Origin of the sequence: Vibrio sp. SCSIO 43133, from assembly GCF_023716845.1 — a bacterium.
In the GTDB taxonomy this organism is placed as follows: Bacteria; Pseudomonadota; Gammaproteobacteria; order Enterobacterales; family Vibrionaceae; genus Vibrio; species Vibrio mediterranei.
In genome coordinates this window covers 789,964-814,426 of record NZ_CP068024.1, presented here as the reverse complement: position 1 = coordinate 814,426, position 24,463 = coordinate 789,964, and the positions used below count along the sequence as shown (strand labels likewise).

Here is a 24,463-nt window from a genome sequence, read left to right as displayed (position 1 = left end):
TTGGCACCCGCGGTATGGTCCCCCGGCTATGCCGCGAATTTTTTTTCTTACTCGTCTCTCAAACTTCCTTCTCACGTCTACTTTTCTGATTTGTAAACAATTAACCTATTCCCCATACTCAGTAATAGATGGTCAAATGGAATTGGACACTATGTTTAAACTTAACGGAGATGTTGGTGAAAGTTTCGGCCCTTGGCAAATGGGACAAGATGCCTCCTTAATCCCACTGCTAGATATGGCTAACATTGCCTGTGGCTTTCATGCCTCTGATCCTGACAACATGATTAAGACTATCGAACTCTGTGTCACACATCAGGTTACAATTGGTGCCCATCCTGGGTATGCCGATAAAGAGGGATTTGGGCGGCGCTCGATACCAATGACACGAAATGCCCTCATTCACTCCGTGATTTATCAGATTGGCGCTCTTAAAGCACTGACAGAATATCAAGGCAGTCATGTAAGTTATTTTAAGCCACACGGCGCGTTATATAACGATATGATGCAGTCCGATGATATTTTGAAATGTATGTTGACGGTGTCAGCCTCTTTGAATTTACCTCTTATGCTACTGGCAACAAATCGTGCCATGACCCACTCAGAAATGGCGAGTCAATGTGGAGCATCATTAATATTCGAAGCGTTTGTTGATAGACGCTACCAAACCTCTGGTTTATTGGCGCCGCGAAATCTAGAAGGCGCCGTGCTTCACTCTGAAACCGATATTCTTGGGCAAGCCTCATCCTTAGTCTCACAACATTCTGTACAAACCATTGACAATAAGACGTTGAAGTTAGATGCAGAGACACTCTGTGTGCATGGAGATAATGGGGCGTCAATTCGAGTCGCCAAAGCAATCCGCTCACTTATTGACGCTCAGGTCTTATCATGAATACCAACTTACGCATCATTGCGGTATCTGAGTCAGCACTTATGGTGTACTTTGGCGATGAAATTGAACTCTCTTTACCAAATGCTATTGGTCAGTTCTGTGACCGGATAGAGCAACAGTTTGGGGAAGGTATACTCAACCTCACCCCTTCCTACACCAGCTTATTGGTGGAATATCATCCTTTGAGAGTGGATGAGCAGCAGCTTCGACAGTTCATCACAGACATTAAGGTAATCGAAACCAGTCTGTCCACACCGTCATCAATTACGGTTTTACCAGCCTACTACGCCCCAGAGGTAGGCCCAGAATTAGACAGCATGTCTCGTGACTTATCTCTTGCAATTGAGCGTATTATTGAAATACACAGCCAGACACTTTATACCGTTTGCGCTATCGGCTTCGCTCCAGGGTTTGCTTTTCTAGCTCAGGTGTCAGAAGCAATCCAAGTTCCCAGACTGGTCACACCGCGACACTTTGTTCCAAAAGGAAGTATCGGTATCGCTAATAATCAAACGGCGGTTTATCCTCAAGATACGCCTGGCGGATGGCAAATCATCGGTAATTGTCCTATTGAACTTTATAACCCTCAGAAGCCACAAGACAGCAAGTTGAAGGTGGGAAATAACGTTCGATTCGAAGCAATAGACAAGCAAGAGTTCATAAGTCTTGGAGGCAAGATATGCCCAAATTGGTAGTGCTCAATCAAGGACATCATGCAACTATTCAAGATCTTGGACGCCACCATTGCGGGCAATTTGGGTTAAGTCCGGGTGGAGTCAGTGATCTACACGCCCATTGCTGGGGCCAAAAACTGTTAGGTAACCCGCCTACCAACGCCAGCATCGAAATACTGCTTGGGCGGATAAAGCTGCGTGCAGTCGGCGATATCGACGCTGTTCTTACCGGAGCTGATTGTCGCGCAATTAACGCTACTCGCGGTATTGCCTTGCCTCAGTGGCAAGCCTTTCGCTTGCATGATGGCGAAGAACTACACCTATCCACGCCCAGACAAGGACTAAGAACGTATTTCTCGGTCAAAGGAAATTTCCAAATTCCTTCTTTTCTGCATAGCGTCGCAACGGTTGAAAGAAACCAAATAGGAGGACTAGGAGAAGGAAAACCACTCGCTATGGGAGATATATTGACCATTACGGATAAAGCTCATACCAACCCCATCAAGATGCCAAATTCGGCAATTCCACGTTATGCATCCAGTTATCGACTCAGGCTCATCCCCACTTTTCAATACCATCAATTATCATCGCAGGTGACCAATGAAATACTGACATCGCAATATCGAATTTCAGCCAATAGCAATCGCATGGGTATCAGACTCGAAAACGAAAACGGATCAACCAGTACGGCTTTACCTGCTGTTGGTTCGATGATCTCAGAAGGTATCGTTTGCGGAGCTGTTCAACTCCCGCCAGACGGGATGCCAATTATACTACTGCAAGATAGACAAACGTTAGGTGGCTACAAAAAACTTGGCACCGTCGCTTTCAGAGACTTGGCGAGGCTTGCACAGTTAAGACCTGGCGACCACATTAAGTTCCACCTGACTAACCTTGAAGTCGAACGTCATAAGCAACGAGCCTTTTATCAGTACTTTGAACTCTAATCGCTCGTTTCTTCTATATCCATGGCAGCAAACTTCGAGGGCGGCAAACCGAAATAGAGTTTGAAGCGTTGCGAGAAATATGACGGATCGTTGAAACCACAAGCAAACGCCACGTCAGCCACTTTTTCTCCTTGTAACAACATCTCACACGCTTTTTCCATTCTCACATCCGTTAGATAGTCGGTAAATGTCGCACCAAAAAGTGATTTAAAACGACGCTGAAAACTGCGCTCGGAGATAAACAAAGATTTAGACGCCGTAGCGGTACTAAAATCAGGGTCATTGAAGTGTACTGACACCAACTGAGTCACTTGGCGTTTCCAACTTTCATACTTGTCGGTTTTTACTTCAACCGATGAGGTTTCCGTCTCTGGATTCAGTAAAGAGCGAGCCTTCTCCTCTGCCGGTCCCGTAGTTGACTGCTCACCTGACAGAGTCCAGCGCATGGTAATTCGATTTCGACCGTTTCGCTCTACAGGTTTCAACTCGCCACCAGAGTGATGTATATGGAAAGGAAGACTACTTGGACTGAAATCCAACTGATTAACGGCCATCGTATCCAATTGAGTTGCATTACTTTCGCTAAAGTTAGGGAGTGGTAAACCACTATCTTCAAAGCAAACGCTCAGCTTCGCTTGGTCATCATCCAGAGTAATACGTATGACTTGCCCACGAACCAAACGTCTCATTGCGTTAGCAAGTATCGAATTAAATATGATGTCTAAGTCACAACTATCTACTAACACAATATCGCGACTGGCGTGATTAACCAGCTCAACATTGATGCCATAGCTGTCTAACTCTTTCTGCCACGCCGCCAGCGTGAACTTTAGGATCCGCGTCACCGAGCATAACATTGGCTTTTGATTGCTATCCTCAAACACAGCACGCACACTTTTTAGACTTTCACTCGCTTCACTGCTTTTGTGAGAGAAACTGGAATTTTCTAGCTTAAACTGTTTAGAGTGACTGATCGCCTGCTCAGTGAGTTCTCGAAGCACTTGGTGACGTATATTAAATGCCTTTCTAAGTTGTTGATTATTCCCCACCAGAACTCGACTTTGATGTTGCAATTGTTCCGTCTTCAACGCGACTTGTGTTTTTAGCACGGTATTCATTGCTTGTATTCGACGTGAACGCCAGTAGATAAACATCGCCGTTGCACAAACAAAACTTATACCAAGAAGGGTATAAAACCACCCGGTCATATACCAAGGTGTGAGTACATAGAACTCGAACACTTTGGTCCTCGGACTATCTTGCTCGCCTGATATTGCAATTTCGATATGCTGCTTGCCCGGCTTTGGCTTATCAATGTTTAACTGCTGTCCCTGCAATTGCTGCCAATTAGAATCACCGATTCGATAGACCAAGTTATTCCCTTGCGCAAAAGGCCATAAACCTAACTGCAAAGCAATTGAATCACCAAACTCCACTTTAGGTGTTAATCCTGCTACACCACCAAGGTGAATGGGTTGGTTATTGATCGATACCTTCGACACTAGTACTTCCGGCAAAGGCAGCTGTGCATCAAGTAGTGCTTTCGAACTGAACTCGACAATACCGTAGCGTGAACCTACTATCACTTCATCACTTTTTTGACTGTAACTACAACTGCCATTGATAAACTCATTATTGATTAGCCCATAAGGCGCACTAAAATGTTTCGTGATATCTCCTGAGGTGGAATAGGCAGAAATCCCCGCTGATGTCACGAGCCAAACACGCTCATCCGCTTGCGTAATACATACTGGACGAATGTTGTCGTGAAATAGAGGAAGGGTCCTAAAGGCTCGACTAGGTAGTGATAACGAAAAGGCTCCATAGCCACTCGCCACCCAAATCTGCTCATCAGAGGAGGATATTTCGATAACGCTGCCAAAGGGCTCACTCTGCTTAATAAAGTGACTTTTGCCATTTTCAATCAGATACAGTCCGTGGTCTGTCCCAACAGCGGTGAGTTCTGGATTAACAACTTCGATTTCAGTGATCTTTGCAGGTAAGTGCTTGCTCACCACCCACTCATCACCAAAGTCTGTGACTTTTTTAGTCACTGTGTTTACGCTCATCAACCTTAGTCCATCACTCAACCACAGGCTATTACCTGACCCTATCGCCAAGTGATCAACGTGTGTTGGGATGCTATCAATATCTTGTCGAATAGCCGTGACACGATATTTGGCGAGATCGAGTTGCAACAGTCCTCTATCAGTCGCTAACCATAATTGTTTGTCTTGTTGGGTCAGAGATGAAACACGTCCCCAAAATACCAGTGTTGAAATTCCCTTACGATCTATAGAATAGAGCGCAGATGGCGTAATAACCCAGTAGCCTCCCAATGGGTTTGCTACGACTTCCAATTTCGCCTCTACGCGCTGTAGCTCATCCTCTAGCGACACCGTAAAACGACGAAATAGATCACCATATTCCGAGAAATAACGCATGCCATTATCGGTGGCGATCCACATCCCATCCATTTTGTCTGATACTAGCGAATATATCTTTTCACCAGATAAGCTGAACTTGTCATTAATGTTGTGTTCTACACGTTCGGCGCGATAGGTTGCTTTATCAATTAGGAACAAACCATGCTCCGTTCCAACCCAGAAGTATTGAGTAGATTCTTGGAGTGTCAGTACATGGGCGCGATTCAGTAAATAGTAATGTGACTCTTGGTTTACCAAGGAAAACTGCTCTACGCCTGTGCTATACCCTATCAAAAGCTGGCGTGTTGAGGACGAATAGAATAATTCGGTAACCATGCCTCTATGGCTAGTCTTGAGTTGACTCAAGGCTTGGTCTTGCCACTTAAACACACCTACATTTGTCCCTAAAAACCAAGTCCCATCAACTTTCAAAACGGCACGTATATCAATATTTGAACCGCTGTAGAACCGTTCAAAGATAGCTAGGTCGATTTGAGAGAAGTTCTGTGAATTTATATCCTGAACGTAAAGGTGTTTTTGATCGGCAAACCAAACTCGCGGTCCACTATGACCAATACGTTTTATGCTACCAGTGATTTCTACTTGATAGGCAACTTGCTCTTTACCCAGTGGGTAACGAGTCAATAGCTGATTACCTCTGGCATACCAAAACCGGCCATCTGCAAATGTAACGGTACGACTATTGAAAGACGCACCACTGAGCTCAACAAAACGAGAACCATCGAAAAATCGAACTTTATCATGCACATCAATAGACCATAACCCGCCCTCTTCTCCAGGGAAAAGCTGTTTCGCAGCAAGAAACTTTCCTTCGGTTTGCAGAGTGAGTGGGTAGAATATTGGCGGTAATTCGACGGCAAACGTAGTGATGGAATAAACCGCCAGCGCAGCTAAGCTCAATAGTTTTGCTATAAAGCAAAACAAGTAAGATGAAAAGCCCCTGCTTCCACCGCTTTTATAAGGTAGCGGTAAGACATTCGTAGACGAGTAATGAAAGCAATGGGTCAAAATAAACCTAGTTAATTTGCGTCGATAATTATCGATAATTTAATAGATTTACTTAGTCAGGGAAAGTAATTGTGTGACTTCACTCATATAAATGATTGTTGGATCACGCTAAAGGTGATGGTCGTCATCAGGAAAATTCAGAAAACGACCAACACCTCAAGTATCAAGTAGGATTAATCTGGCACAGATCAATTATTGAGTCATGCAATCAACGATATTGGTCGAGATTGACTCAAGAAAAGTGAAATAGCTCCCATCTGCTACTTTAATATCGGTCCCCAGTGGGTCTAGAGTTCCGATGGAAGTACTGGTGCCCCTAGTAACTGATTGAATCACGGCAGGTGTATATTGTGGTTCAGCAAAAACGCACTTCACATTTTGCTCGCGAAGCGTGGTTTTAATCGAGATCAGTGTTTTTGCTCCAGGCTTGCGTTCTGGGCTCACCGTAAAGTGACCTAGATTGTTCAAGTCGAAGTAACTTTCGAAATAGCCATAAGCATCGTGGAAAACATAATACCCTTCCGACTGAATTGGTTTGAGCTGCTGCTGTATCTTCTGTTCCGTTGCATCTAAGTTAGCCTCAAATGCTTTGAGCTTTGCCAAATAACCCGCTTCGTTTTTAGGATCGAGCTCTATCAATTTCGCAGTAATGGCTTTTGCGACCTGTCGCGACTGTGCAGGCCCTAACCATACGTGAGGGTCGTAGCTACCGTGGTTGTGTCCTTCATGACCGTGATCATGACCATCTTCATCGCCATATTCTCTCAACGCTAAGCCAGGAACAGTTTGAATTTCCAGCACGTTATTTTTCCCCTCAAGAGACTTCTCAAGAAAACTCTCTAGGTCGCTACCAAACCAAATGACCAGTTCACTACTTTGTAATTTTTTCACATCAGAGGGCTTTAGGGCATAATCATGAGGTGAGGCGCTTGCGCTTAACAACGAAGAAGCCGTTTGGTCATCCAGAATCAGTTCATGGGAAATCATCTCGAACGGTTTTATACTATTAAGTACTTCAAATGCTTGCGATTTAAATGGAAGCAGTGTAGTAAGTGCCAAGATCGGAATGTAACGGTACATGTGCCCTCTAATTGTCTACTAGCGTGTGATGATTCGAAATGTTACATTATAACAATAAGCAATTGCAAATGAGTTCTATTCATGACTGAACTGATAAAGCTGAGCGGTGTAACCGTTGAGTTCAGTAAACGTAAGGTTTTGGACGACATAAACCTCACGATAAATAAAGGCCAAATTTTAACGCTTATTGGCCCAAACGGTGCCGGTAAGTCCACACTAGTCAAAGTGTTACTTGGCTTGCAAACTCGCTTTCAGGGAAACATAACCCGTGCCAAAAAGCTTAGAATTGGTTACGTCCCTCAGAAACTTAAATTAAATGACACCCTTCCACTTAACGTGGAACGCTTTCTTGCACTTGCCGGAAAATACAGCGCACAAGAAAGACAAGATGCACTCAAACTTGTTGGTGCAGAGCACTTAATGAAAAGCAATATGCATCAATTGTCCGGCGGTGAGAATCAACGTGTCTTACTAGCTCGCGCTCTATTACAAAGACCTGACTTGCTCGTTTTAGATGAGCCAGCGCAAGGCGTCGATGTTCAAGGTCAGATTGACCTGTATGAACTCATAGATACATTGCGTCACCGTTTTGGCTGCGCGGTTTTTATGGTCTCTCATGACTTGCATCTCGTTATGGCAAAGTCCGACGACGTTATCTGTTTGCATCACCATATTTGCTGCCAAGGCAGCCCGCAAACCATTACGCAACACCCATCGTATATCGCTCTGTTTGGTAGTGCGACTAAAGAGACACTGGCTTTTTATCAACATCAGCACACCCACCATCATCATGATTTATCCGGTGAGCCTGTAAAGGGTAACGCTTCACAATGTGCTCACCACAACCACGGACATACATCATGATTGAGTTCTTACTACCTTCTATTGTCGCAGGTATAGGTATTGCTTTAATTGCTGGGCCTCTTGGTTCATTTGTAGTATGGCGTCGCATGGCCTATTTTGGCGATACACTGGCCCATGCTTCACTTATGGGGCTCGCATTGGGTTTCCTACTGGATATCAATCTCTATTTAGCTCTGACGGTCTGTTGCATGGCATTAGCTATCATCTTAGTAACCTTGCAAAAACAACGACTGGTCGCCACTGACACACTGCTCGGTATTCTCGCGCACAGTGCATTATCGTTAGGTTTGGTTGCCGTCAGCTTCTTGGATAACATTCGAGTAGACTTAATGAGTTATTTGTTTGGTGATTTGCTCGCAGTATCACCAACTGATTTAATGTATATCTATGCTGGTGTGGCGGTCATAGGCGCCTTGCTGTTTGTTTTTTGGCGACCACTGCTCTCTACCACAGTCAACGAGGATCTGGCCGCAGTAGAAGGTGTCAATGTCGACTTAATGCGTCTTATCATTATGTTAATGGTAGGGTTAGTTATCGCCATAGGTATGAAATTTGTTGGCGCGTTAATCATGACGTCGCTGTTAATTATTCCCGCCGCGACAGCACGAAAATTTACCGTGACACCAGAACAGATGGCCATCACCGCCTCGTTTATTGGCATCATCTCAGTATTCTGTGGCCTGAGTTTATCTTGGTTTTATGACACACCGGCAGGCCCATCGGTAGTCATCAGTGCGGCGAGCTTTTTCTTACTGGCTCAGTTGGCACCGTCTAAAGCCTAAACCTCCATTACAAAATAAAGCCCTTACACAAAAAAGCCCCTGCCTTTTTCAAGACAGGGGCTTTTGTTATGCGTTGAATTACCAACCAGTAATTTCACGCAGACCTTTGCCGATATCGGCTAGGCTCTTAACTGTTTTAACGCCTGCTGCTTCTAATGCTGCAAACTTGTCTTCAGCGGTACCTTTACCACCAGAGATAATCGCTCCAGCGTGGCCCATACGCTTACCTGGAGGCGCTGTAACACCAGCAATGTAAGACACAACTGGCTTAGTGACGTTATCTTTGATAAATGCCGCCGCTTCTTCTTCTGCCGTACCACCGATTTCACCAATCATTACGATCGCTTCAGTCTCAGGGTCTTGTTCGAACAGCTTAAGAATGTCGATAAAGTTAGAACCAGGGATTGGGTCACCACCGATACCGACACAAGTAGACTGACCAAAGCCTTCATCAGTCGTCTGTTTTACCGCTTCATACGTCAGTGTTCCTGAACGAGAAACGATACCCACTTTGCCTTTCTTGTGGATGTGACCAGGCATAATACCAATTTTGCACTCATCAGGAGTGATAACACCTGGGCAGTTTGGACCAATCATTACCACACCAGCTTCATCGAGACGTACTTTTACATCAAGAAGGTCAAGTGTCGGAATGCCTTCTGTAATAGTCACGATAAGCTTAATACCTGCATCGATAGCTTCAAGGATCGCGTCTTTACAGAATGGTGCAGGAACGTAGATCACAGATGCCGTTGCACCCGTTTCTTCAACAGCTTCACGCACAGTGTTAAATACAGGTAGACCTAAGTGAGTTTGACCACCTTTACCAGGAGATACACCACCAACCATCTGTGTGCCGTATTCAATCGCTTGCTCTGAGTGGAACGTACCTTGACCACCAGTGAAACCTTGGCAGATAACTTTTGTATCTTTATTAATTAGTACAGACATTATTTGCCCTCCGCTGCAGCAACTACTTTTTCCGCTGCTTCTGTTAGCGAGTTTGCAGCAATGATATTAAGACCACTTTCTGCCAGTTTCTTCGAACCTAGAGGCGCATTGTTACCTTCAAGTCGAACAACTACAGGGACTTCAACACCTACTTCTTCAACCGCACCGATGATACCGTCTGCAATTAGATCACAACGTACAATACCGCCGAAGATATTTACCAATACAGCTTTTACATTGCTGTCAGATAGGATGATTTTGAATGCTTCTGTAACACGCTCTTTTGTCGCGCCGCCACCAACATCTAGGAAGTTTGCAGGTTGACCGCCATGAAGGTTTACGATGTCCATAGTACCCATCGCTAGCCCTGCACCGTTAACCATACAACCGATGCTTCCATCAAGAGCAACGTAGTTTAGCTCCCATTGTGCGGCATGTGCTTCGCGCTCGTCTTCTTGTGAAGGATCGTGCATTTCACGAAGCTTAGGTTGGCGGTAAAGCGCGTTTGAATCAATATTGATCTTACCGTCTAGGCACAGTAGATTGCCTTCGCCAGTAATAACAAGAGGGTTGATTTCCAGCAGAGCAAGATCGTACTGTGCAAACATGTTGCCAAGACCCATAAAGATCTTCACAAATTGTTTGATTTGGTCGCCTTCAAGGCCCAGTTTAAATGCAAGCTCGCGGCCTTGGTAAGCTTGAGGGCCAACCAATGGATCAATCGCTGCTTTGTGAATCAGCTCAGGTGTCTCTTCTGCTACCTTCTCAATTTCCACACCACCTTCTGTTGATGCCATGAAAACGATACGACGAGAAGCGCGATCAACGACTGCACCAAGGTACAGCTCGTTAGCAATATTTGATGCTTCTTCTACTAGGATTTTTGTAACTGGCTGACCATTGGCGTCTGTTTGGTAAGTCACTAGGTTTTTGCCTAGCCACTTTTGAGCAAACTCTTTAACACCGTCTTTGGTATCGTGAAGTTCAACGCCGCCCGCTTTACCGCGGCCACCAGCGTGAACCTGACATTTGACTACTTTCTTTTCAGTACTGATACGACCAGCGGCTTCGAACGCTTCTTGTGGGGTGTCACATGCGTAGCCTTCTGGTACAGGCAATCCGAATTCTGCAAACAGCTGTTTGGCTTGATATTCATGCAAATTCATTGTGCGATTCCATTTGTTATATCCCTGAGGGATTTTTTATTTCCATAAAACCGGTATCGGTTATACGTCTGTAGGAGTACTCGTTAGAGTCGCCTTAAGGGCTTACTAAGGAGCTAGACGTGAGCAAGTCTAGCTCCTTTCATTTTAGACGTCCATACGTCCAAAATGAAAACAACGCTTAATTACACATCAAGTAGCAAGCGTGCTGGATCTTCCAGTAGTTCCTTGATGGTTACCAAGAAGCCTACGGATTCACGACCATCGATTAAACGGTGATCATAAGACAGAGCTAGGTACATCATCGGCAAAATTTCTACTTTGCCGTCCACCGCCATTGGGCGATCTTGGATTTTGTGCATACCCAAAATAGCAGCCTGAGGAGGGTTGATGATTGGCGTAGACATAAGAGAACCAAAGACACCGCCGTTTGTGATAGTAAAGTTACCACCTGTCAACTCTTCAACAGTTAGCTTACCGTCACGACCTTTAATCGCTAGCTCTTTGATACCTTTCTCGATGTCAGCAAAACCTAAAGTGTCGCAATCTTTAAGTACCGGCGTAACCAAGCCACGAGGAGTGGAGACGGCCATGCTGATGTCGAAGTAGTTGTGATACACAATATCATCGCCATCAATCGACGCGTTTACTTCAGGGTAACGCTTCAATGCTTCCGTTACTGCTTTCACATAGAAAGACATGAAACCTAAACGTGTACCATGACGCTCTTCGAATTGGTCTTTGTACTGCTTACGAAGGTCCATGATAGGTTTCATGTTCACTTCGTTAAATGTTGTCAACATCGCAGTACTGTTCTTCGCTTCCAGCAAACGCTCAGCAACACGCTTACGTAGGCGCGTCATCGGAACACGCTTCTGGCTACGAGCAAGCACAGGAGCCACAGCTACTTCAGCTTCCGCTTTAGGTGCTGCTTTGGCCGCCGCTAGGTGCGCTTCAATATCTTCACGTGTGATACGACCACCAACACCAGTGCCTGTCACATCATTTGCCGTCAAATCATTCTCGGCCAATAAGCGGCGAACCGCTGGGCTCAATGCATCATTGGACTCTTCTGTTAATGAGGCTTTATGGCGCTTATCTGGAGAAGCTTCTGTAGAGTCAGTCGTGTCGCTAGTTGGTTCACCTGCGACAGCACCTGGCTTAAGCTTAGCGATTAGTTGTTTAGAAAGTACCGTTGCACCTTCTTCTTCAATAATTTCCTCTAGAACACCCGCATCAGGAGCCGGTACTTCTAGAACTACTTTATCGGTTTCGATATCAACGATAACTTCATCACGCGCTACCGCTTCGCCTGGTTTTTTATGCCAAGTTGCGACTGTCGCGTCTGCAACTGATTCAGGTAAGTCTGGAACCAGAATTTCAATTGTCATATCTGTGTCTTCCTTTTACTTCTAGTTCTTAATCTAGAGTCAACGCGTCTGAAATTAACGCTTTCTGTTGTTTTAAGTGTACTGACATATAACCTACTGCCGGAGACGCTGATGCTGGTCGGCCAGCATAGCTCAGTTCTGCTCCTACAGGGATTGCCGCACGGAAGTTATGTTGGCTCGAATACCAAGCGCCTTGGTTTTGAGGCTCTTCTTGACACCACACAAAATCTTTCGCATTGGTATAAGCAGCAATCTTCGCTCTAACGTCATCCATTGGGAATGGATACAACTGCTCAATACGAACGATAGCAACGTCATCTTGGTCGTTGTTACGACGCTGCTCAAGTAAGTCAAAGTAAACTTTACCTGAACAGAAAACGATACGTTTCACGTTCTCTGGAGCAATATCGTCAATTTCCCCGATCGCAGGTTCAAACGTACCTTGTGCAAGCTCTTCAATAGTTGAAGTACACAGTGGATGTCTTAGTAGCGATTTTGGCGACATAACGATAAGCGGTCTACGCATCGGGCGAACCACTTGACGACGAATCATGTGATACACCTGGGCTGGCGTAGATGGGATTACCACTTGCATGTTTTGTTCAGCACAAAGCTGTAAGTAGCGCTCCAGTCTTGCCGAAGAGTGTTCTGGGCCTTGGCCTTCATAACCGTGTGGCAATAGCATAGTCAGGCCACACAAACGCCCCCACTTTTGTTCACCAGAAGATATGAACTGATCGATGACAACTTGTGCACCGTTAGCGAAATCACCAAACTGCGCCTCCCAAATAGTTAGGCCGCTTGGTTCCGCCGTAGCATAACCGTATTCAAATGCCAGTACCGCTTCTTCAGACAGTACGGAGTCAAAGACTTGGAAAGGTCCCTGTTTGTCGTGCAGGTTAGCCAGAGGAATATAGGTACTTGCATCATCTTGATTATGCAGAACCGAATGTCTGTGGAAGAAGGTTCCTCGACCTGAATCTTGACCAGAAATACGAATACGTTTTCCATCATCCAGAAGAGTGGCGTACGCCAGTGTTTCAGCCATACCCCAATCGATCATTTTCTCACCGCTCATCATAGCAGCGCGATCGTTGTAGAGCTTATTGACTCGGCTTTGCAGTTTATGGCTATCTGGATACTGTCCAAGACGTTGGCCAAGCTCAACAAGACGCTCTGTCTTCACTTCACTTGCCCATTTTTCGTCCCACTCTCGGTCCATATATGGAGACCAGTCTACTGAATGCAGAGCCATTGGACGCCATTCTTTACATACCACTTCGCCTCTATCCAATGCATCACGATATTCATTGATCATTTGAGTCGCAGTTTCAATATCACTCTCTTCACGCTCGATTAGCACATCGGCATACAACTTACGTGGAGTTGGGTGTTTCTTGATTTTTTGGTACATCAATGGTTGAGTAGCATTTGGTTCATCTGCTTCGTTATGGCCGTGGCGACGATAGCAAACTAAGTCAATGACCACATCTTTAGCAAATTCATTTCTGAAGTCCAATGCGATTTGAGTAACAAATGCAACGGCTTCAGGATCATCAGCATTAACATGGAATATCGGTGCCTGTACCATCTTAGAGATGTCAGTACAGTACATCGTAGAACGCATGTCATGTGGGTTTGAAGTAGTAAAGCCGACTTGGTTATTCACAACAATGCGAACCGTACCACCAACTCGGAAGCCTCGTGCTTGAGACATGTTGAACGTTTCAGCAACTACACCTTGACCTGCGATTGCAGAGTCACCGTGGATGGTAATCGGCAGTACCGAACGACCATCTTTGTCGCCTAAGCGATCTTGACGAGCACGCACAGAACCAATAACTACTGGGTTAACGATCTCAAGGTGAGATGGGTTAAATGCTAGAGCTAAATGCACATCTCCACCAGGCGTTGCAAAGTCAGCAGAGAAACCTTGGTGGTACTTAACATCACCAGTACCCCATGTTTCGTCATGCTTACCCGCAAACTCATCAAACAAATCTTGTGGTTTCTTACCCAAGACGTTGACCAGCATGTTCAAACGACCACGGTGCGCCATACCAATCACAACTTCACGCATCCCCTTGCTACCAGCATGGCGGATAAGTTCTTTAGTCATTGGAATAAGGGCGTCGCCACCTTCTAGAGAGAAACGCTTTGCACCTGGGAATTTGGCACCTAAATAGCGCTCAAGCCCTTCCGCAGCTGTCAGTTCTTCAAGGAAAGTGTGTTTATGTTCAATATCAAAGGAGGGTTGACCGACTACTGATTCTAAACGCTGCTGGATCCAACGTTTTTGTGCGGTGTTGGTCATGTGCATGTATTCTGCACCAACGGAGCCACAATAGGTTTTTTGCAGCGCCTTATGAAGATCACGTAATGTCATGCTTTCTTGCCCAATAGCAAAAGAGCCAACATTAAATGTCTCATCTAAATCGTCTTCAGTAAGAGAGTGGAAAGCAGGTTCCAGCTCTTCAACAATCGGACGTTTCCATAAACCCAGCGGATCTAGGTTAGCAGCTTGGTGACCGCGGAAGCGGTAAGCGTTGATTAGCTGCAGTACTTTTACTTGTTTAGCATCGACCTCGGGGTCACTTACTTGAACACTTGAATGCTTTGTTTCTTGAGCGAGTCGTCGGAAGTAATCACGGACACGTGAATGCGGTTGTTCAACCACATCGTCAGGTTGCACAGGCAACCCTTCAAAAACACGTCTCCACTCCTCACTTACCTGATCGGGATCACTTAGATACAGTTCGTAGAGGTCTTCTACGTACGTTGCATTGGCGCCTGCCAAGTGTGAAGACTCGAGCCATGCCTTCATCACACCATTGTGCATATTTTCCCTTAACCAGTAGTAGTTTTCACGTATGCTTCGGTCTACGCCGAGCTATTAGAAGCCGGCTCTTCCAAAAGGTCGAGCCGGCAATTTTATTATTTGTTACACCGAACGATTCACAAGCATTGACTTGATGTGGCCAATTGCTTTTGTCGGGTTTAGTCCTTTAGGACATACACTGACACAGTTCATGATGCCATGACAACGGAAAACGCTAAATGCATCGTCAAGATTTGATAAGCGTTCATCTGTTGCTGTATCGCGGCTGTCAATCAACCAACGGTACGCGGCAAGTAGACCTGCTGGTCCGATGAATTTATCTGGATTCCACCAGAATGACGGGCAAGATGTCGTACAACATGCACACATAATGCACTCATACAATCCATCCAAATGCGCTCGCTCTTCTGGCATTTGCAGATTTTCACGCGAAGGTGGCAAATTACCATCCGAAATAAGAAACGGCTTAACTTTCGCGTAGTTATCATAAAACTGAGTCATGTCGACAATCAAGTCACGCACTACAGGTAATCCAGGAAGTGGTCGAATTACGATCTCGTTCCCTTCCAGAGCTGACAGTGGCGTGATACAAGCCAGGCCATTTTTGCCATTCATGTTTAGGCCATCAGAGCCACAAACACCTTCACGACAAGAACGACGGAATGATAACGTTGGGTCTTCCTCTTTCAGAAGAATCAGAGCATCTAACACCATCATGTCAGAGCCTTCATCGACTTCAAGCGTGTATGCCTTCATGTAAGGCTTATTGTCTACATCCGGATTGTAACGGTATAGAGAGAAATTAAGTTTCATAGTCTGGTCCTCCCTCTAGTACGTACGTGCTTTCGGTGGGAAAGCTTCACGATGAACTGGTGTCATGTTGACATCACGTTTCGTCATCTGTTCAGTTTCCGGGTTGTAGATAGAGTGACATAGCCATTGCTCGTCATCACGGTCTGGATAGTCAAAACGAGCGTGTGCTCCGCGGCTTTCTGTACGATAGTTTGCCGCAACCGCTGTAGAGAATGCCGTTTCCATCAAGTTATCAAGCTCTAAACACTCAACGCGTTGGGTATTAAATTCTGAAGACTTATCAGCAAGGTGTGCGTTTTGTAGGCGCTCACGAATCACTTTTAGCTCTTCTAGACCTGTTGCCATTGCATCACCTTCACGGAATACCGAGAAGCTGTTTTGCATACAAGTTTGTAGATCTTTACGAATTTGAACAGGATCTTCACCTGAAGTGCTGTTTTCCCAGCGCATAGTACGTGCCAGTGACTCTTCAATGTCTGATTCCGTCGCTGGACGAGCTTCTGTTTGCGCGGCCAGAGTTTCACCAAGATGAAGACCAGTAGCACGACCAAATACCACGAGGTCAAGCAATGAGTTACCACCTAGACGGTTAGCGCCATGAACCGATACAGAAGCAATTTCACCACAAGCAAATAGGCCTTGTACTTCAAGGTCGTTTCCAGAAGCATCTTGTTTAATAGCTTGACCAGAAACTTGCGTTGGTACACCACCCATCATGTAGTGACACGTTGGAATAACAGGGATTGGCTCTTTAACTGGATCAACGTGTGCAAACGTTCGAGAAAGTTCACAAATACCTGGAAGGCGCGACTCAAGTACGTCTTTGCCTAGGTGATCCAATTTCAGTTTAATATGTGGACCCCATGGACCATCGCAGCCGCGACCTTCACGAATTTCAATCATCATTGAACGAGCAACTACATCACGACCAGCAAGGTCTTTTGCATTTGGTGCATAACGTTCCATGAAGCGTTCGCCATCTTTATTAAGAAGATAGCCACCTTCACCACGACAACCTTCTGTTACTAGTACACCAGCGCCAGCGATACCAGTTGGGTGGAACTGCCACATTTCCATGTCTTGCATAGGAACGCCTGCACGTAACGCCATACCGACACCATCACCAGTGTTGATGTGAGCATTAGTAGTAGAAGCGTAGATTCGACCTGCACCGCCTGTCGCTAGAATGGTTGCTTTGGACTTGAAGTAACAAATCTCACCAGTTTCCATGCATAACGCAGTACAACCAAGAATCGCACCGTCTTGGTTTTTCACTAGGTCAAGTGCATACCACTCTGAGAAAATTGTGGTCTTGTGCTTAATGTTTTGCTGATAAAGCGTATGAAGCAAAGCATGACCAGTACGGTCAGCTGCAGCTGCAGTACGTGCTGCCTGCTCGCCACCAAACTCTTTAGACTGACCACCAAATGGACGTTGGTAGATCGAGCCATCTTCAAAACGAGAAAACGGTAGACCCATTTTTTCTAGTTCGATAACAGACTTAGGACCATTCTTACACATATACTCGATAGCGTTTTGGTCACCAATGTAGTCAGAACCTTTAACAGTGTCATACATATGCCACTGCCAGTTGTCTTTATGAGAGTTTCCTAGCGCTACTGTGATACCACCCTGAGCGGATACTGTATGTGAACGAGTAGGAAATACTTTGGATAGCAATGCACATGATAGGCCTTGCTCTGAAATTTGTAGTGCGGCACGCATGCCCGCACCACCAGCGCCGATTACTACGGCATCAAACTCACGAACTGGAATAGACACTTACGCACCCCACAGAATAAAGAAACCAGAGAAGAAATAACCAAGAAGCACTGCGATGAAAGTCAGTTGCAGTGCACCACGAAGCTTGGCACATTTGATGTAGTCTGTAAGAACTTGCCATAGACCAATCCACGCATGAATAAGCACTGAAGCTAGCGCCAACATAGTGAAGACTTTAGTGAAAGTACCACCAAAGAAATTGGTCCACGATACGTAGGAAATGTCTCCTGCAAAAGCGCAGAAGCTCACGAGATAAATCGTATAAAGCGTCATAATGATAGCGGTAGCACGAATCAATAAGAAATCGTGTACGCCATTACGACCAAATGTTGAGACGTTGTTTACCATACCAATACTCCAGCCAGCAGTGACAGAACACCTGTCACGATGAAGGCAACCTTAGCGCTTTTGGTGCCCGACTCGAGCTCCTCAAAATAGCCTAGGTCCATAATCAAATGACGCACACCACCAACAATGTGGTACGCCAATGCCGTCAAAATTCCCCAAAGGATAAATTTCACGAAGAAACCATCGACGATGTCAGCAGCTTCTGCGAAACCAATCGGAGAAGAGAGTGATTTGGATAGTAACCAAAGAAGTATACCGATCGACACAAACGTAATCACACCCGACACACGGTGCAGGATGGAAGCGATTGCTGTGATCGGAAAGCGAATTGTCTGCAAATCTAAATTAACAGGTCTGGACTTTCTTTCTTTCACGGGCTTGCTCACTCAGCTCCATTGAGCCATTTATTGTTATGAATAAATTTTGGTCCGTAAGCCTCAAAAGTTAACATAAAGTTAACAATAAATTCGTGTTACAAGAGAGATAATTGTAACAATAATGTTAACAGACTAAGATCCAAATCGACCTCACCTCGGTTTGTACCCTAGAATTTATAAGGATTTGACCAACAATTTCACCGCAACTATACGGTTGGCAACATTCTAATACAATTGGTGTAACAAAATATGCTACACAGAACAGATTTTTAACCATTTTTCTATAAAAAATCATAACAAGTGCACACATCACCGTTTAAAAATTGACTTTAACTGCGAAGCGAAGTAAAAAATTGGCACACAAACATCCTGGACGGATTAAATAATAAACAAAGGAGATTGTTATGGCAGATAAGAAAGCGACCCTTCATATTGAAGGTCAAGCGCCAATCGAGCTGCCGATTATGGATGGTTCTATCGGACCACAAGTAGTCGACGTTCGTAAACTTGGAGCCAATGGTTACTTTACTTTTGACCCCGGTTTTCTTGCCACTGCATCCTGTGAATCTCAAATCACTTATATCGACGGCGGCAAAGGTGTACTACTGCACCGTGGCTTCCCAATCGATCAGTTAGCTAACAATGCAGACTATCTTGAAGTTTGCTATATCCTTCTTGTTGGTGAAGCCCCTACACGAGAAGAATATGAGAGTTTCAAACAAATCGTTACACGCCACACCATGGTTCACGAACAAATCGCGAGTTTCTTCCACGGTTTCCGTCGCGATGCTCACCCAATGGCGGTTATGTGCGGTGTTGTAGGTGCTCTTGCAGCCTTCTATCACGATTCTTTAGATATTAATAATGATACGCACCGTGAAATCGCGGCTTATCGTTTGATTTCTAAGATGCCGACACTTGCAGCTATGTGTTACAAGTACTCAATCGGTCAACCATTCATCTATCCTCGTAACGATCTAACGTATGCGGAAAACTTCCTACACATGATGTTTGCTAATCCATGTGAAGAGTATGAAGTGAACCCTATCGTTGCACGTGCGATGGATAAAATCTTCACTCTGCACGCAGATCACGAGCAAAACGCTTCGACTTCTACAGTACGTCTTGCTGGTTCATCGGGTGCTAACCCATTTGCGTGTATTGCAGCTGGTATTGCATCACTATGGGGCCCTGCTCACGGTGGTGCCAACGAAGCATGTTTGCGTATGCTTGAAGAAATCGGCTCTGTTGATCAGATCCCTGAATTCATCGAGCGCGCGAAAGATAAAGACGACCCATTCCGCCTAATGGGCTTTGGACACCGTGTTTATAAAAACTACGATCCACGTGCAACAGTAATGCGCGAAGCGTGTCACGAAGTACTGAAAGAGCTAAACATCAAAGATCCACTACTCGACGTGGCAATGGAACTTGAGCGTATAGCACTTTCAGATGAGTACTTCGTTGAGAAGAAACTGTATCCAAACGTAGACTTCTACTCAGGTATTATCCTTAAAGCGATTGGTATCCCTGTTTCTATGTTTACGGTTATCTTCGCGATGTCTCGTACTGTGGGTTGGATTGCTCATTGGAACGAAATGCACAGCGATCCAGGCAACCGTATCGGTCGTCCTCGCCAGCTTTATACTGGTGAAGAAATGCGTGATTTCAAACCGCTTCACGAGCGTGAATAACAGAGCACATCAATCAGACACAACATCTGAAAACAAAAGAGCAGCTTACGCTGCTCTTTTTTATTAGAAGAAAATCTAAACTGGATTATCAATGTCGATAAACTCGACATCAAGGCCATGCGCTGATGCTAGCCACTCACCCAGAGCCTTAATACCATATCTTTCAGTTGCATGGTGGCCCGCCGCAAAATAATGGATGTTCAATTCACGGGCTGTGTAGGTTGTGCGCTCAGAGATCTCACCTGAGATAAATGCATCGAGCCCTTTAGATGCAGCAAGTTCAATATAGTCCTGACCACCACCGGTGCACCAACCTACCGTTTCAATCATTTTCTCCGCTTGTTCAGGTGCAATGTGAAGCGGTTCTCTAGAGAGAACCTGAGCAATTTTCTGAGCAAAGGCTTCACCAGTCATCGGTTGAGCCAGTTTACCAAACATAGCTACAGACTGAGGGTGCCCTTCTAGTCCATCAATCACTTCAATGTCGAGTAATTCAGCTAATCTCGCATTGTTGCCAAGTTCAGGGTGTATATCCAGAGGTAGATGGTAACCATACAAATTAACATCATTTTTGATAAGGGTGCGAATACGTTTTCCTTTCATACCACGAATGGCTTCAGGTTCGCCTTTCCAGAAATAACCATGATGAACCAATAGAGCATCCGCGTTAACAGATACCGCATAATCGATCAGTGCTTGCGAGGCCGTTACACCTGTCACTACCTTTTTTATTTCACTAGCGCCTTCAACTTGTAGTCCATTTGGACAATAGTCTTTAATCAATTGAGGAGACAACTTTTCATTGAGCACCGCTTCGAGTTGTAAGTTATTCATAGCACTTCCAGAGCAATTTCTTGATTTCCGTGGTTATAGCAATTTAATCTAGGATTGTCGAAAGGAAAACGCAAACACATGAGCATGAATATTATAAAGGAATTCTTATCTTGGATAAGGACTAGTCCTAGTCTAATGATGAATGACCACAGAATCTCGCCTTACTTCCCCTGCGTCAATATGGATTCAGAAGTTACGATTCACAGAGACTATGACGGCAACCCTAGACTCGGTTTTTTGTATCAGGAACTGTGTCGTCGACAGTTTGAAGCCAGTCATGAGTATCAAGTTATAGTCGAAGAATTGCAGTTGCAGCAAAATAACCGAACTATTGGTGCTATCGACTTTATTTTGGATAACCTTGCCACTGAGCAAATTGAGCATTGGGAAGTGGCAATAAAGTTCTATCTACTCAAGGACGGCTATTGGTATGGACCAAATGCCAAAGATCGCCTGGATAAGAAATTGCATCGCATGCTTGAGCACCAACTTATGATGACTCGTACAGAAGCGTTTCAAGCTTTGTATCCGAACATTGATGACATTTCTCAGCACCTACTGATGCAAGGCAGACTTTACGTCAACCCATTTGAAAAGACTACAGTTCCAGAATACTGCCTAGGTTTGAAGATCAATCCGGAGCGAGTCACTGGCTTTTGGTGTTATCAAAGTCAGTTTGAAAGGGTTACGGAGCCTTTGTACCAACTATCCAAACCTCTTTGGGCTACGGGATTCAACAACGAAAACAAAGTGCCAGTGACTGAACTGCCACAACACTTTATCCATTGTCAGTCTGAAACTGGTCAGTTTTGGTTTATTGTTCCCGATGACTGGCCGCAGAGTAGTATGTAACTTTAAAGCCATAAATAACGGGCATAAAAAATGGGCCCTAATAAAGCGCCCATTTTTACCTTGTGATTTGTCTATCGCTTTAAAGACGATCCCTAAGGGCGATACACCTTCACATTGTTAAAACCTTGTTCTTGCAAATACAAGGCTTGAAGACGACTCATTACGCCGCGATCACAGTACAGCAGATATGTTTTCGACTGGTCTAAGTCACCAAACTTGGTCCCTAACTTAAAGAATGGAAGGTGTTGAACTTCAACGCCATCGAGTTCCAACGGACTCTCTTCCTCTTCCTCTGCACTACGAATATCCAAAACGATAGCGTGCTCTTCAACTGCTTGAACTTGCTCAACTTCAGGCGCTTGCTCCTGACTTTCTTTTTCGATATCACGAATGTCCATCATTCGCGCATCACGCACGACTTGCTCAAGAATCCCAAAGTCGAATTTCTCTTCTTCAGCTTCTAACTTAGTTTTCACAGCCTTCACGGTTGGCTTACGAGAAATCACACCGCAGTACTCAGGCATGGTCTTAGCGAAATCTTCAGTACCAATTTCACGTGCAAGGTCGATAATGTCTTCTTTATCCCAGTTGATTAGAGGGCGAAGAATTAATGTGTCAGTGACACCATCTATATGACGTAAATTAGTCAGCGTTTGGCTTGATACCTGGCCGAGTGCTTCACCCGTTACCAAGGCTTCAATGCCAAACTTTTCAGCAAGCATTCCACCAGCACGCATAAACATACGCTTAAGAATAACGCCCATTTGGCCGTCTTCTACTTTTTCAAGAATTTCAGCAACAACCGGTTCAAAGTCCACCGAGATGAATTTCACTTTCGCTGAAGAGCCGTACTTGTTCCACAAGTAATGCGCAACTTGCTTAACGCCAATCTCGTGAGCAGGGCCGCCTAAGTTGAAGAAGCAGTAATGCGTTTTAGAACCGCGTTTAATATGCAGATAGCTTGACACACCAGAATCAAAGCCGCCTGAAATCAAGCTCAGCACATCTTCTTGTGTGCCAAGAGGGAAACCACCAAGCCCTTTATGGCGAGCGATGATCTGATTCAGTTTATCGTTCGCAACTTCGATGTTTACTGTTACGTCAGGCTTAGACAGTTTCACACGAGCACTTTCGACAGCTTGATTCAAGCCACCGCCAACATAGCGCTCGAGCTCGATTGAGGTGAAGTCGTGTTTGCCGCGTCGCTTAGCTCGAACAACAAAAGTTTTGTTTTCGATACGGCTGCCGTTTAGTTCCAACACCTGCTCGTAGATATCGTGCATATCTTCAAAATCAGATTGTTGAACCTCAAGAACATGATGGATACCCGGGGTGTGAGTTAGGATCTCCAACACCTCGTTGTAGTATTCATCAGAGCTAGCATTCACTTCAATGTGGTCACGACGGTTATATACCGCTACAGATTCCGTACGGCGCTGGATAATAATTCGCAGGTTGCACTCTAAGATTCTTGTAAAGCGCTTACGCACTGAATCGCTTTTTACAAAAATCTCTGGATGGGGCTTTACGATAAATCTCATAGTCTTTTCACATCTCGTTGCAATGCTGTCTGAGCACGACAGTATAGGTAACAAATATCAACTTTAGTACAAACTCACCCAACTCATCGTGCCAAGTTTGAGACTAGAGCGGGCATTCGTCTATTTGGGGCGCAAGTATATACTCTACGTAGTTAAGATGCGAGTGTTGCAATTGTAGCGTTCAGCACAATAAAAAACACCAGCGCTGAACGCTGGTGTTTCATAGTAATAGTGCACATTTTATTGACCGTCTGCAGACACCTCATCAGTGTACACTGGCTCCCCTTGCATAATACTGATTTCAACACGGCGGTTGCGCGCTCTCTGTCGCTCAGTATCATTCGGGCCCAAAGGTTCGGTATCAGCCACTCCCAGCACTCGCAACCTTTGATGAGAGAAGCCTTTTACTTTCTCCATCTCTTGGGCAACAGAAACAGCTCGCTGAGACGATAAATCCCAATTAGAACGGTACAGCTCAGAATCCAAGGGCAAGTTATCCGTATGCCCTGACACACGGACTTGGCCAGGTATATCCTTAACTAAATCAGCAACCTGACGAACAAGAGGTCTAAATTTAGGCTGCAAGAAGGCCGACCCCTCTGGGAAGGCTCCTTTTTCTTGAATCCGAATCACCAGTTGTTGTCCCAAGTTGTCTACTTCAACAGCACCCTGTTTAATCTCTTGTTGCAACGCTTTCTTGATGATCTCTTCTAGTTTATCGAGATCTTCATTTTCTTGTTCGCTCTGTGCCGATGCCGTACCAATCTGGTTCTTTTGAGTCCTATCCGCTGTTTGACCACCCGTCATTTTGCCATCGTCTCGCTGATTACCACCAGCGCGATCTGACTCACCTTCATGAAACTCTAGCGTTTGCTGAGTGATGTCCATGGTCTGCTGCATAATGACGTCAATTGGCGTTGGTTCAGGGCGACCTGGTCGGAATTCTTGTGCGATGATGCTGGTACCCTTAGGGATATCTTTCACCTCAAGGCGATTTTGTACCCCGAAGGCAAACTTCATAGAGCCCGCAATTTGCTTGAACTTCAGTACATCCATTTCAGAAAATGACAACAGAAGTACAAAGAAGCACATGAGTAGCGACATCAAATCCGCAAATGTGCCCATCCATTGGGGAAGACCCGGTGGTGGACAATCGCATTTTTGTTCCTCTTCCACAGCTCCTC

At 45.1% G+C, this 24,463-nt stretch carries 20 protein-coding genes; 7 read left to right on the top strand and 13 right to left on the bottom strand.

Annotated elements, in window-relative coordinates; all coding sequences use genetic code 11:
- The first annotated feature begins 151 nt into the window (after positions 1-151).
- The 3 genes from JKJ11_RS03945 to JKJ11_RS03935 are packed head-to-tail and all read left to right on the top strand — an operon-like array spanning position 152 to position 2,513.
- The gene (locus tag JKJ11_RS03945; RefSeq protein ID WP_252038766.1) at positions 152-892 is read left to right on the top strand and encodes a 5-oxoprolinase subunit PxpA; all 741 of its coding nucleotides are present in this window, start codon (positions 152-154) and stop codon (positions 890-892) included.
- Positions 889-1,587 (top strand): 5-oxoprolinase subunit PxpB, encoded by a 699-nt coding sequence (pxpB, locus tag JKJ11_RS03940; RefSeq protein ID WP_252038765.1) that lies wholly within the window; start codon positions 889-891, stop codon positions 1,585-1,587. The genes JKJ11_RS03945 and pxpB overlap by 4 nt, the downstream gene beginning before the upstream one ends.
- The gene (locus JKJ11_RS03935; RefSeq protein WP_252038764.1) at positions 1,572-2,513 is read left to right on the top strand and encodes a 5-oxoprolinase subunit C family protein; all 942 of its coding nucleotides are present in this window, start codon (positions 1,572-1,574) and stop codon (positions 2,511-2,513) included. Before pxpB ends, JKJ11_RS03935 begins: the two co-directional genes overlap by 16 nt.
- On the opposite strand, the gene JKJ11_RS03930 is transcribed toward JKJ11_RS03935, so the two are convergent.
- The gene (locus JKJ11_RS03930; protein WP_239913895.1) at positions 2,510-5,860 is read right to left on the bottom strand and encodes an AraC family transcriptional regulator; all 3,351 of its coding nucleotides are present in this window, start codon (positions 5,858-5,860) and stop codon (positions 2,510-2,512) included. The genes JKJ11_RS03935 and JKJ11_RS03930 overlap by 4 nt on opposite strands.
- 300 nt (positions 5,861-6,160) lie before the next feature.
- A complete protein-coding gene (znuA, locus tag JKJ11_RS03925) occupies positions 6,161-7,048 on the bottom strand; it encodes a zinc ABC transporter substrate-binding protein ZnuA (RefSeq protein WP_006074272.1) in 888 nt (295 codons plus the stop codon).
- Between the two features lie 81 nt (positions 7,049-7,129).
- Here znuA and znuC point away from each other — a divergent pair, with 81 nt between their 5' ends.
- Entirely contained in the window at positions 7,130-7,912 is a 783-nt protein-coding gene (gene znuC, locus JKJ11_RS03920; RefSeq protein WP_006074271.1) for a zinc ABC transporter ATP-binding protein ZnuC, read from the top strand.
- A complete protein-coding gene (znuB, locus tag JKJ11_RS03915; protein ID WP_252038763.1) occupies positions 7,909-8,694 on the top strand; it encodes a zinc ABC transporter permease subunit ZnuB in 786 nt (261 codons plus the stop codon). The genes znuC and znuB overlap by 4 nt, the downstream gene beginning before the upstream one ends.
- Before the next feature lie 78 nt (positions 8,695-8,772).
- Here znuB and sucD read toward each other — a convergent pair whose 3' ends face one another.
- The 8 genes from sucD to sdhC all read right to left on the bottom strand — a co-directional run bounded on the left by sucD (position 8,773) and on the right by sdhC (position 18,367).
- Positions 8,773-9,645: a succinate--CoA ligase subunit alpha gene (gene sucD / locus JKJ11_RS03910; RefSeq protein WP_006074269.1), complete on the bottom strand. Its 873-nt coding sequence runs from the start codon at positions 9,643-9,645 to the stop codon at positions 8,773-8,775.
- Entirely contained in the window at positions 9,645-10,811 is a 1,167-nt protein-coding gene (gene sucC / locus JKJ11_RS03905) for an ADP-forming succinate--CoA ligase subunit beta (RefSeq protein ID WP_038225388.1), read from the bottom strand. Before sucC ends, sucD begins: the two co-directional genes overlap by 1 nt.
- A gap of 182 nt (positions 10,812-10,993) precedes the next feature.
- A complete protein-coding gene (gene odhB / locus JKJ11_RS03900; protein ID WP_006074267.1) occupies positions 10,994-12,199 on the bottom strand; it encodes a 2-oxoglutarate dehydrogenase complex dihydrolipoyllysine-residue succinyltransferase in 1,206 nt (401 codons plus the stop codon).
- Positions 12,200-12,227: 28 nt separating this feature from the next.
- Positions 12,228-15,038: a 2-oxoglutarate dehydrogenase E1 component gene (gene sucA, locus JKJ11_RS03895; RefSeq protein WP_252038762.1), complete on the bottom strand. Its 2,811-nt coding sequence runs from the start codon at positions 15,036-15,038 to the stop codon at positions 12,228-12,230.
- A gap of 102 nt (positions 15,039-15,140) precedes the next feature.
- A complete protein-coding gene (locus JKJ11_RS03890) occupies positions 15,141-15,851 on the bottom strand; it encodes a succinate dehydrogenase iron-sulfur subunit (RefSeq protein ID WP_240206560.1) in 711 nt (236 codons plus the stop codon).
- Between the two features lie 15 nt (positions 15,852-15,866).
- The gene (gene sdhA, locus JKJ11_RS03885; protein ID WP_038225391.1) at positions 15,867-17,633 is read right to left on the bottom strand and encodes a succinate dehydrogenase flavoprotein subunit; all 1,767 of its coding nucleotides are present in this window, start codon (positions 17,631-17,633) and stop codon (positions 15,867-15,869) included.
- Entirely contained in the window at positions 17,634-17,981 is a 348-nt protein-coding gene (gene sdhD / locus JKJ11_RS03880; RefSeq protein ID WP_006074263.1) for a succinate dehydrogenase, hydrophobic membrane anchor protein, read from the bottom strand.
- Entirely contained in the window at positions 17,975-18,367 is a 393-nt protein-coding gene (sdhC, locus tag JKJ11_RS03875) for a succinate dehydrogenase cytochrome b556 subunit (RefSeq protein WP_038222929.1), read from the bottom strand. The genes sdhD and sdhC overlap by 7 nt, the downstream gene beginning before the upstream one ends.
- 395 nt (positions 18,368-18,762) lie before the next feature.
- Here sdhC and JKJ11_RS03870 point away from each other — a divergent pair, with 395 nt between their 5' ends.
- Positions 18,763-20,052 (top strand): citrate synthase, encoded by a 1,290-nt coding sequence (locus tag JKJ11_RS03870; protein WP_006074261.1) that lies wholly within the window; start codon positions 18,763-18,765, stop codon positions 20,050-20,052.
- A gap of 75 nt (positions 20,053-20,127) precedes the next feature.
- Here JKJ11_RS03870 and JKJ11_RS03865 read toward each other — a convergent pair whose 3' ends face one another.
- Positions 20,128-20,886 (bottom strand): Nif3-like dinuclear metal center hexameric protein, encoded by a 759-nt coding sequence (locus JKJ11_RS03865; RefSeq protein WP_198557416.1) that lies wholly within the window; start codon positions 20,884-20,886, stop codon positions 20,128-20,130.
- Between the two features lie 84 nt (positions 20,887-20,970).
- Between JKJ11_RS03865 and JKJ11_RS03860 the strand changes: the two genes are divergently transcribed.
- On the top strand, positions 20,971-21,738 hold the full coding sequence (locus JKJ11_RS03860) for a DUF1853 family protein (RefSeq protein WP_124941224.1): 768 nt from the start codon (positions 20,971-20,973) through the stop codon (positions 21,736-21,738).
- Positions 21,739-21,830: 92 nt separating this feature from the next.
- Here the strand turns inward: JKJ11_RS03860 and thiI are convergent, their stop codons facing one another.
- Complete coding sequence (gene thiI, locus JKJ11_RS03855; RefSeq protein WP_065311685.1) at positions 21,831-23,279, bottom strand: tRNA uracil 4-sulfurtransferase ThiI; 1,449 nt, start codon at positions 23,277-23,279, stop codon at positions 21,831-21,833.
- A 240-nt stretch (positions 23,280-23,519) separates the two neighbouring features.
- A complete protein-coding gene (locus JKJ11_RS03850) occupies positions 23,520-24,455 on the bottom strand; it encodes a flagellar motor protein MotB (protein WP_031493734.1) in 936 nt (311 codons plus the stop codon).
- Positions 24,456-24,463: the final 8 nt, after the last annotated feature.

Bases quoted from the DNA above. Each gene is read 5' to 3' on its own strand.
- JKJ11_RS03945 (WP_252038766.1), top strand. From the start codon at position 152: ATGTTTAAACTTAACGGAGATGTTGGTGAAAGTTTCGGCCCTTGGCAA.
- pxpB (WP_252038765.1), top strand. From the start codon at position 889: ATGAATACCAACTTACGCATCATTGCGGTATCTGAGTCAGCACTTATG.
- JKJ11_RS03935 (WP_252038764.1), top strand. From the start codon at position 1,572: ATGCCCAAATTGGTAGTGCTCAATCAAGGACATCATGCAACTATTCAA.
- znuA (WP_006074272.1), bottom strand. From the start codon at position 7,048: ATGTACCGTTACATTCCGATCTTGGCACTTACTACACTGCTTCCATTT.
- znuC (WP_006074271.1), top strand. From the start codon at position 7,130: ATGACTGAACTGATAAAGCTGAGCGGTGTAACCGTTGAGTTCAGTAAA.
- znuB (WP_252038763.1), top strand. From the start codon at position 7,909: ATGATTGAGTTCTTACTACCTTCTATTGTCGCAGGTATAGGTATTGCT.
- sucD (WP_006074269.1), bottom strand. From the start codon at position 9,645: ATGTCTGTACTAATTAATAAAGATACAAAAGTTATCTGCCAAGGTTTC.
- sucC (WP_038225388.1), bottom strand. From the start codon at position 10,811: ATGAATTTGCATGAATATCAAGCCAAACAGCTGTTTGCAGAATTCGGA.
- odhB (WP_006074267.1), bottom strand. From the start codon at position 12,199: ATGACAATTGAAATTCTGGTTCCAGACTTACCTGAATCAGTTGCAGAC.
- sucA (WP_252038762.1), bottom strand. From the start codon at position 15,038: ATGCACAATGGTGTGATGAAGGCATGGCTCGAGTCTTCACACTTGGCA.
- JKJ11_RS03890 (WP_240206560.1), bottom strand. From the start codon at position 15,851: ATGAAACTTAATTTCTCTCTATACCGTTACAATCCGGATGTAGACAAT.
- sdhD (WP_006074263.1), bottom strand. From the start codon at position 17,981: ATGGTAAACAACGTCTCAACATTTGGTCGTAATGGCGTACACGATTTC.
- JKJ11_RS03870 (WP_006074261.1), top strand. From the start codon at position 18,763: ATGGCAGATAAGAAAGCGACCCTTCATATTGAAGGTCAAGCGCCAATC.
- JKJ11_RS03865 (WP_198557416.1), bottom strand. From the start codon at position 20,886: ATGAATAACTTACAACTCGAAGCGGTGCTCAATGAAAAGTTGTCTCCT.
- JKJ11_RS03860 (WP_124941224.1), top strand. From the start codon at position 20,971: ATGAATATTATAAAGGAATTCTTATCTTGGATAAGGACTAGTCCTAGT.
- thiI (WP_065311685.1), bottom strand. From the start codon at position 23,279: ATGAGATTTATCGTAAAGCCCCATCCAGAGATTTTTGTAAAAAGCGAT.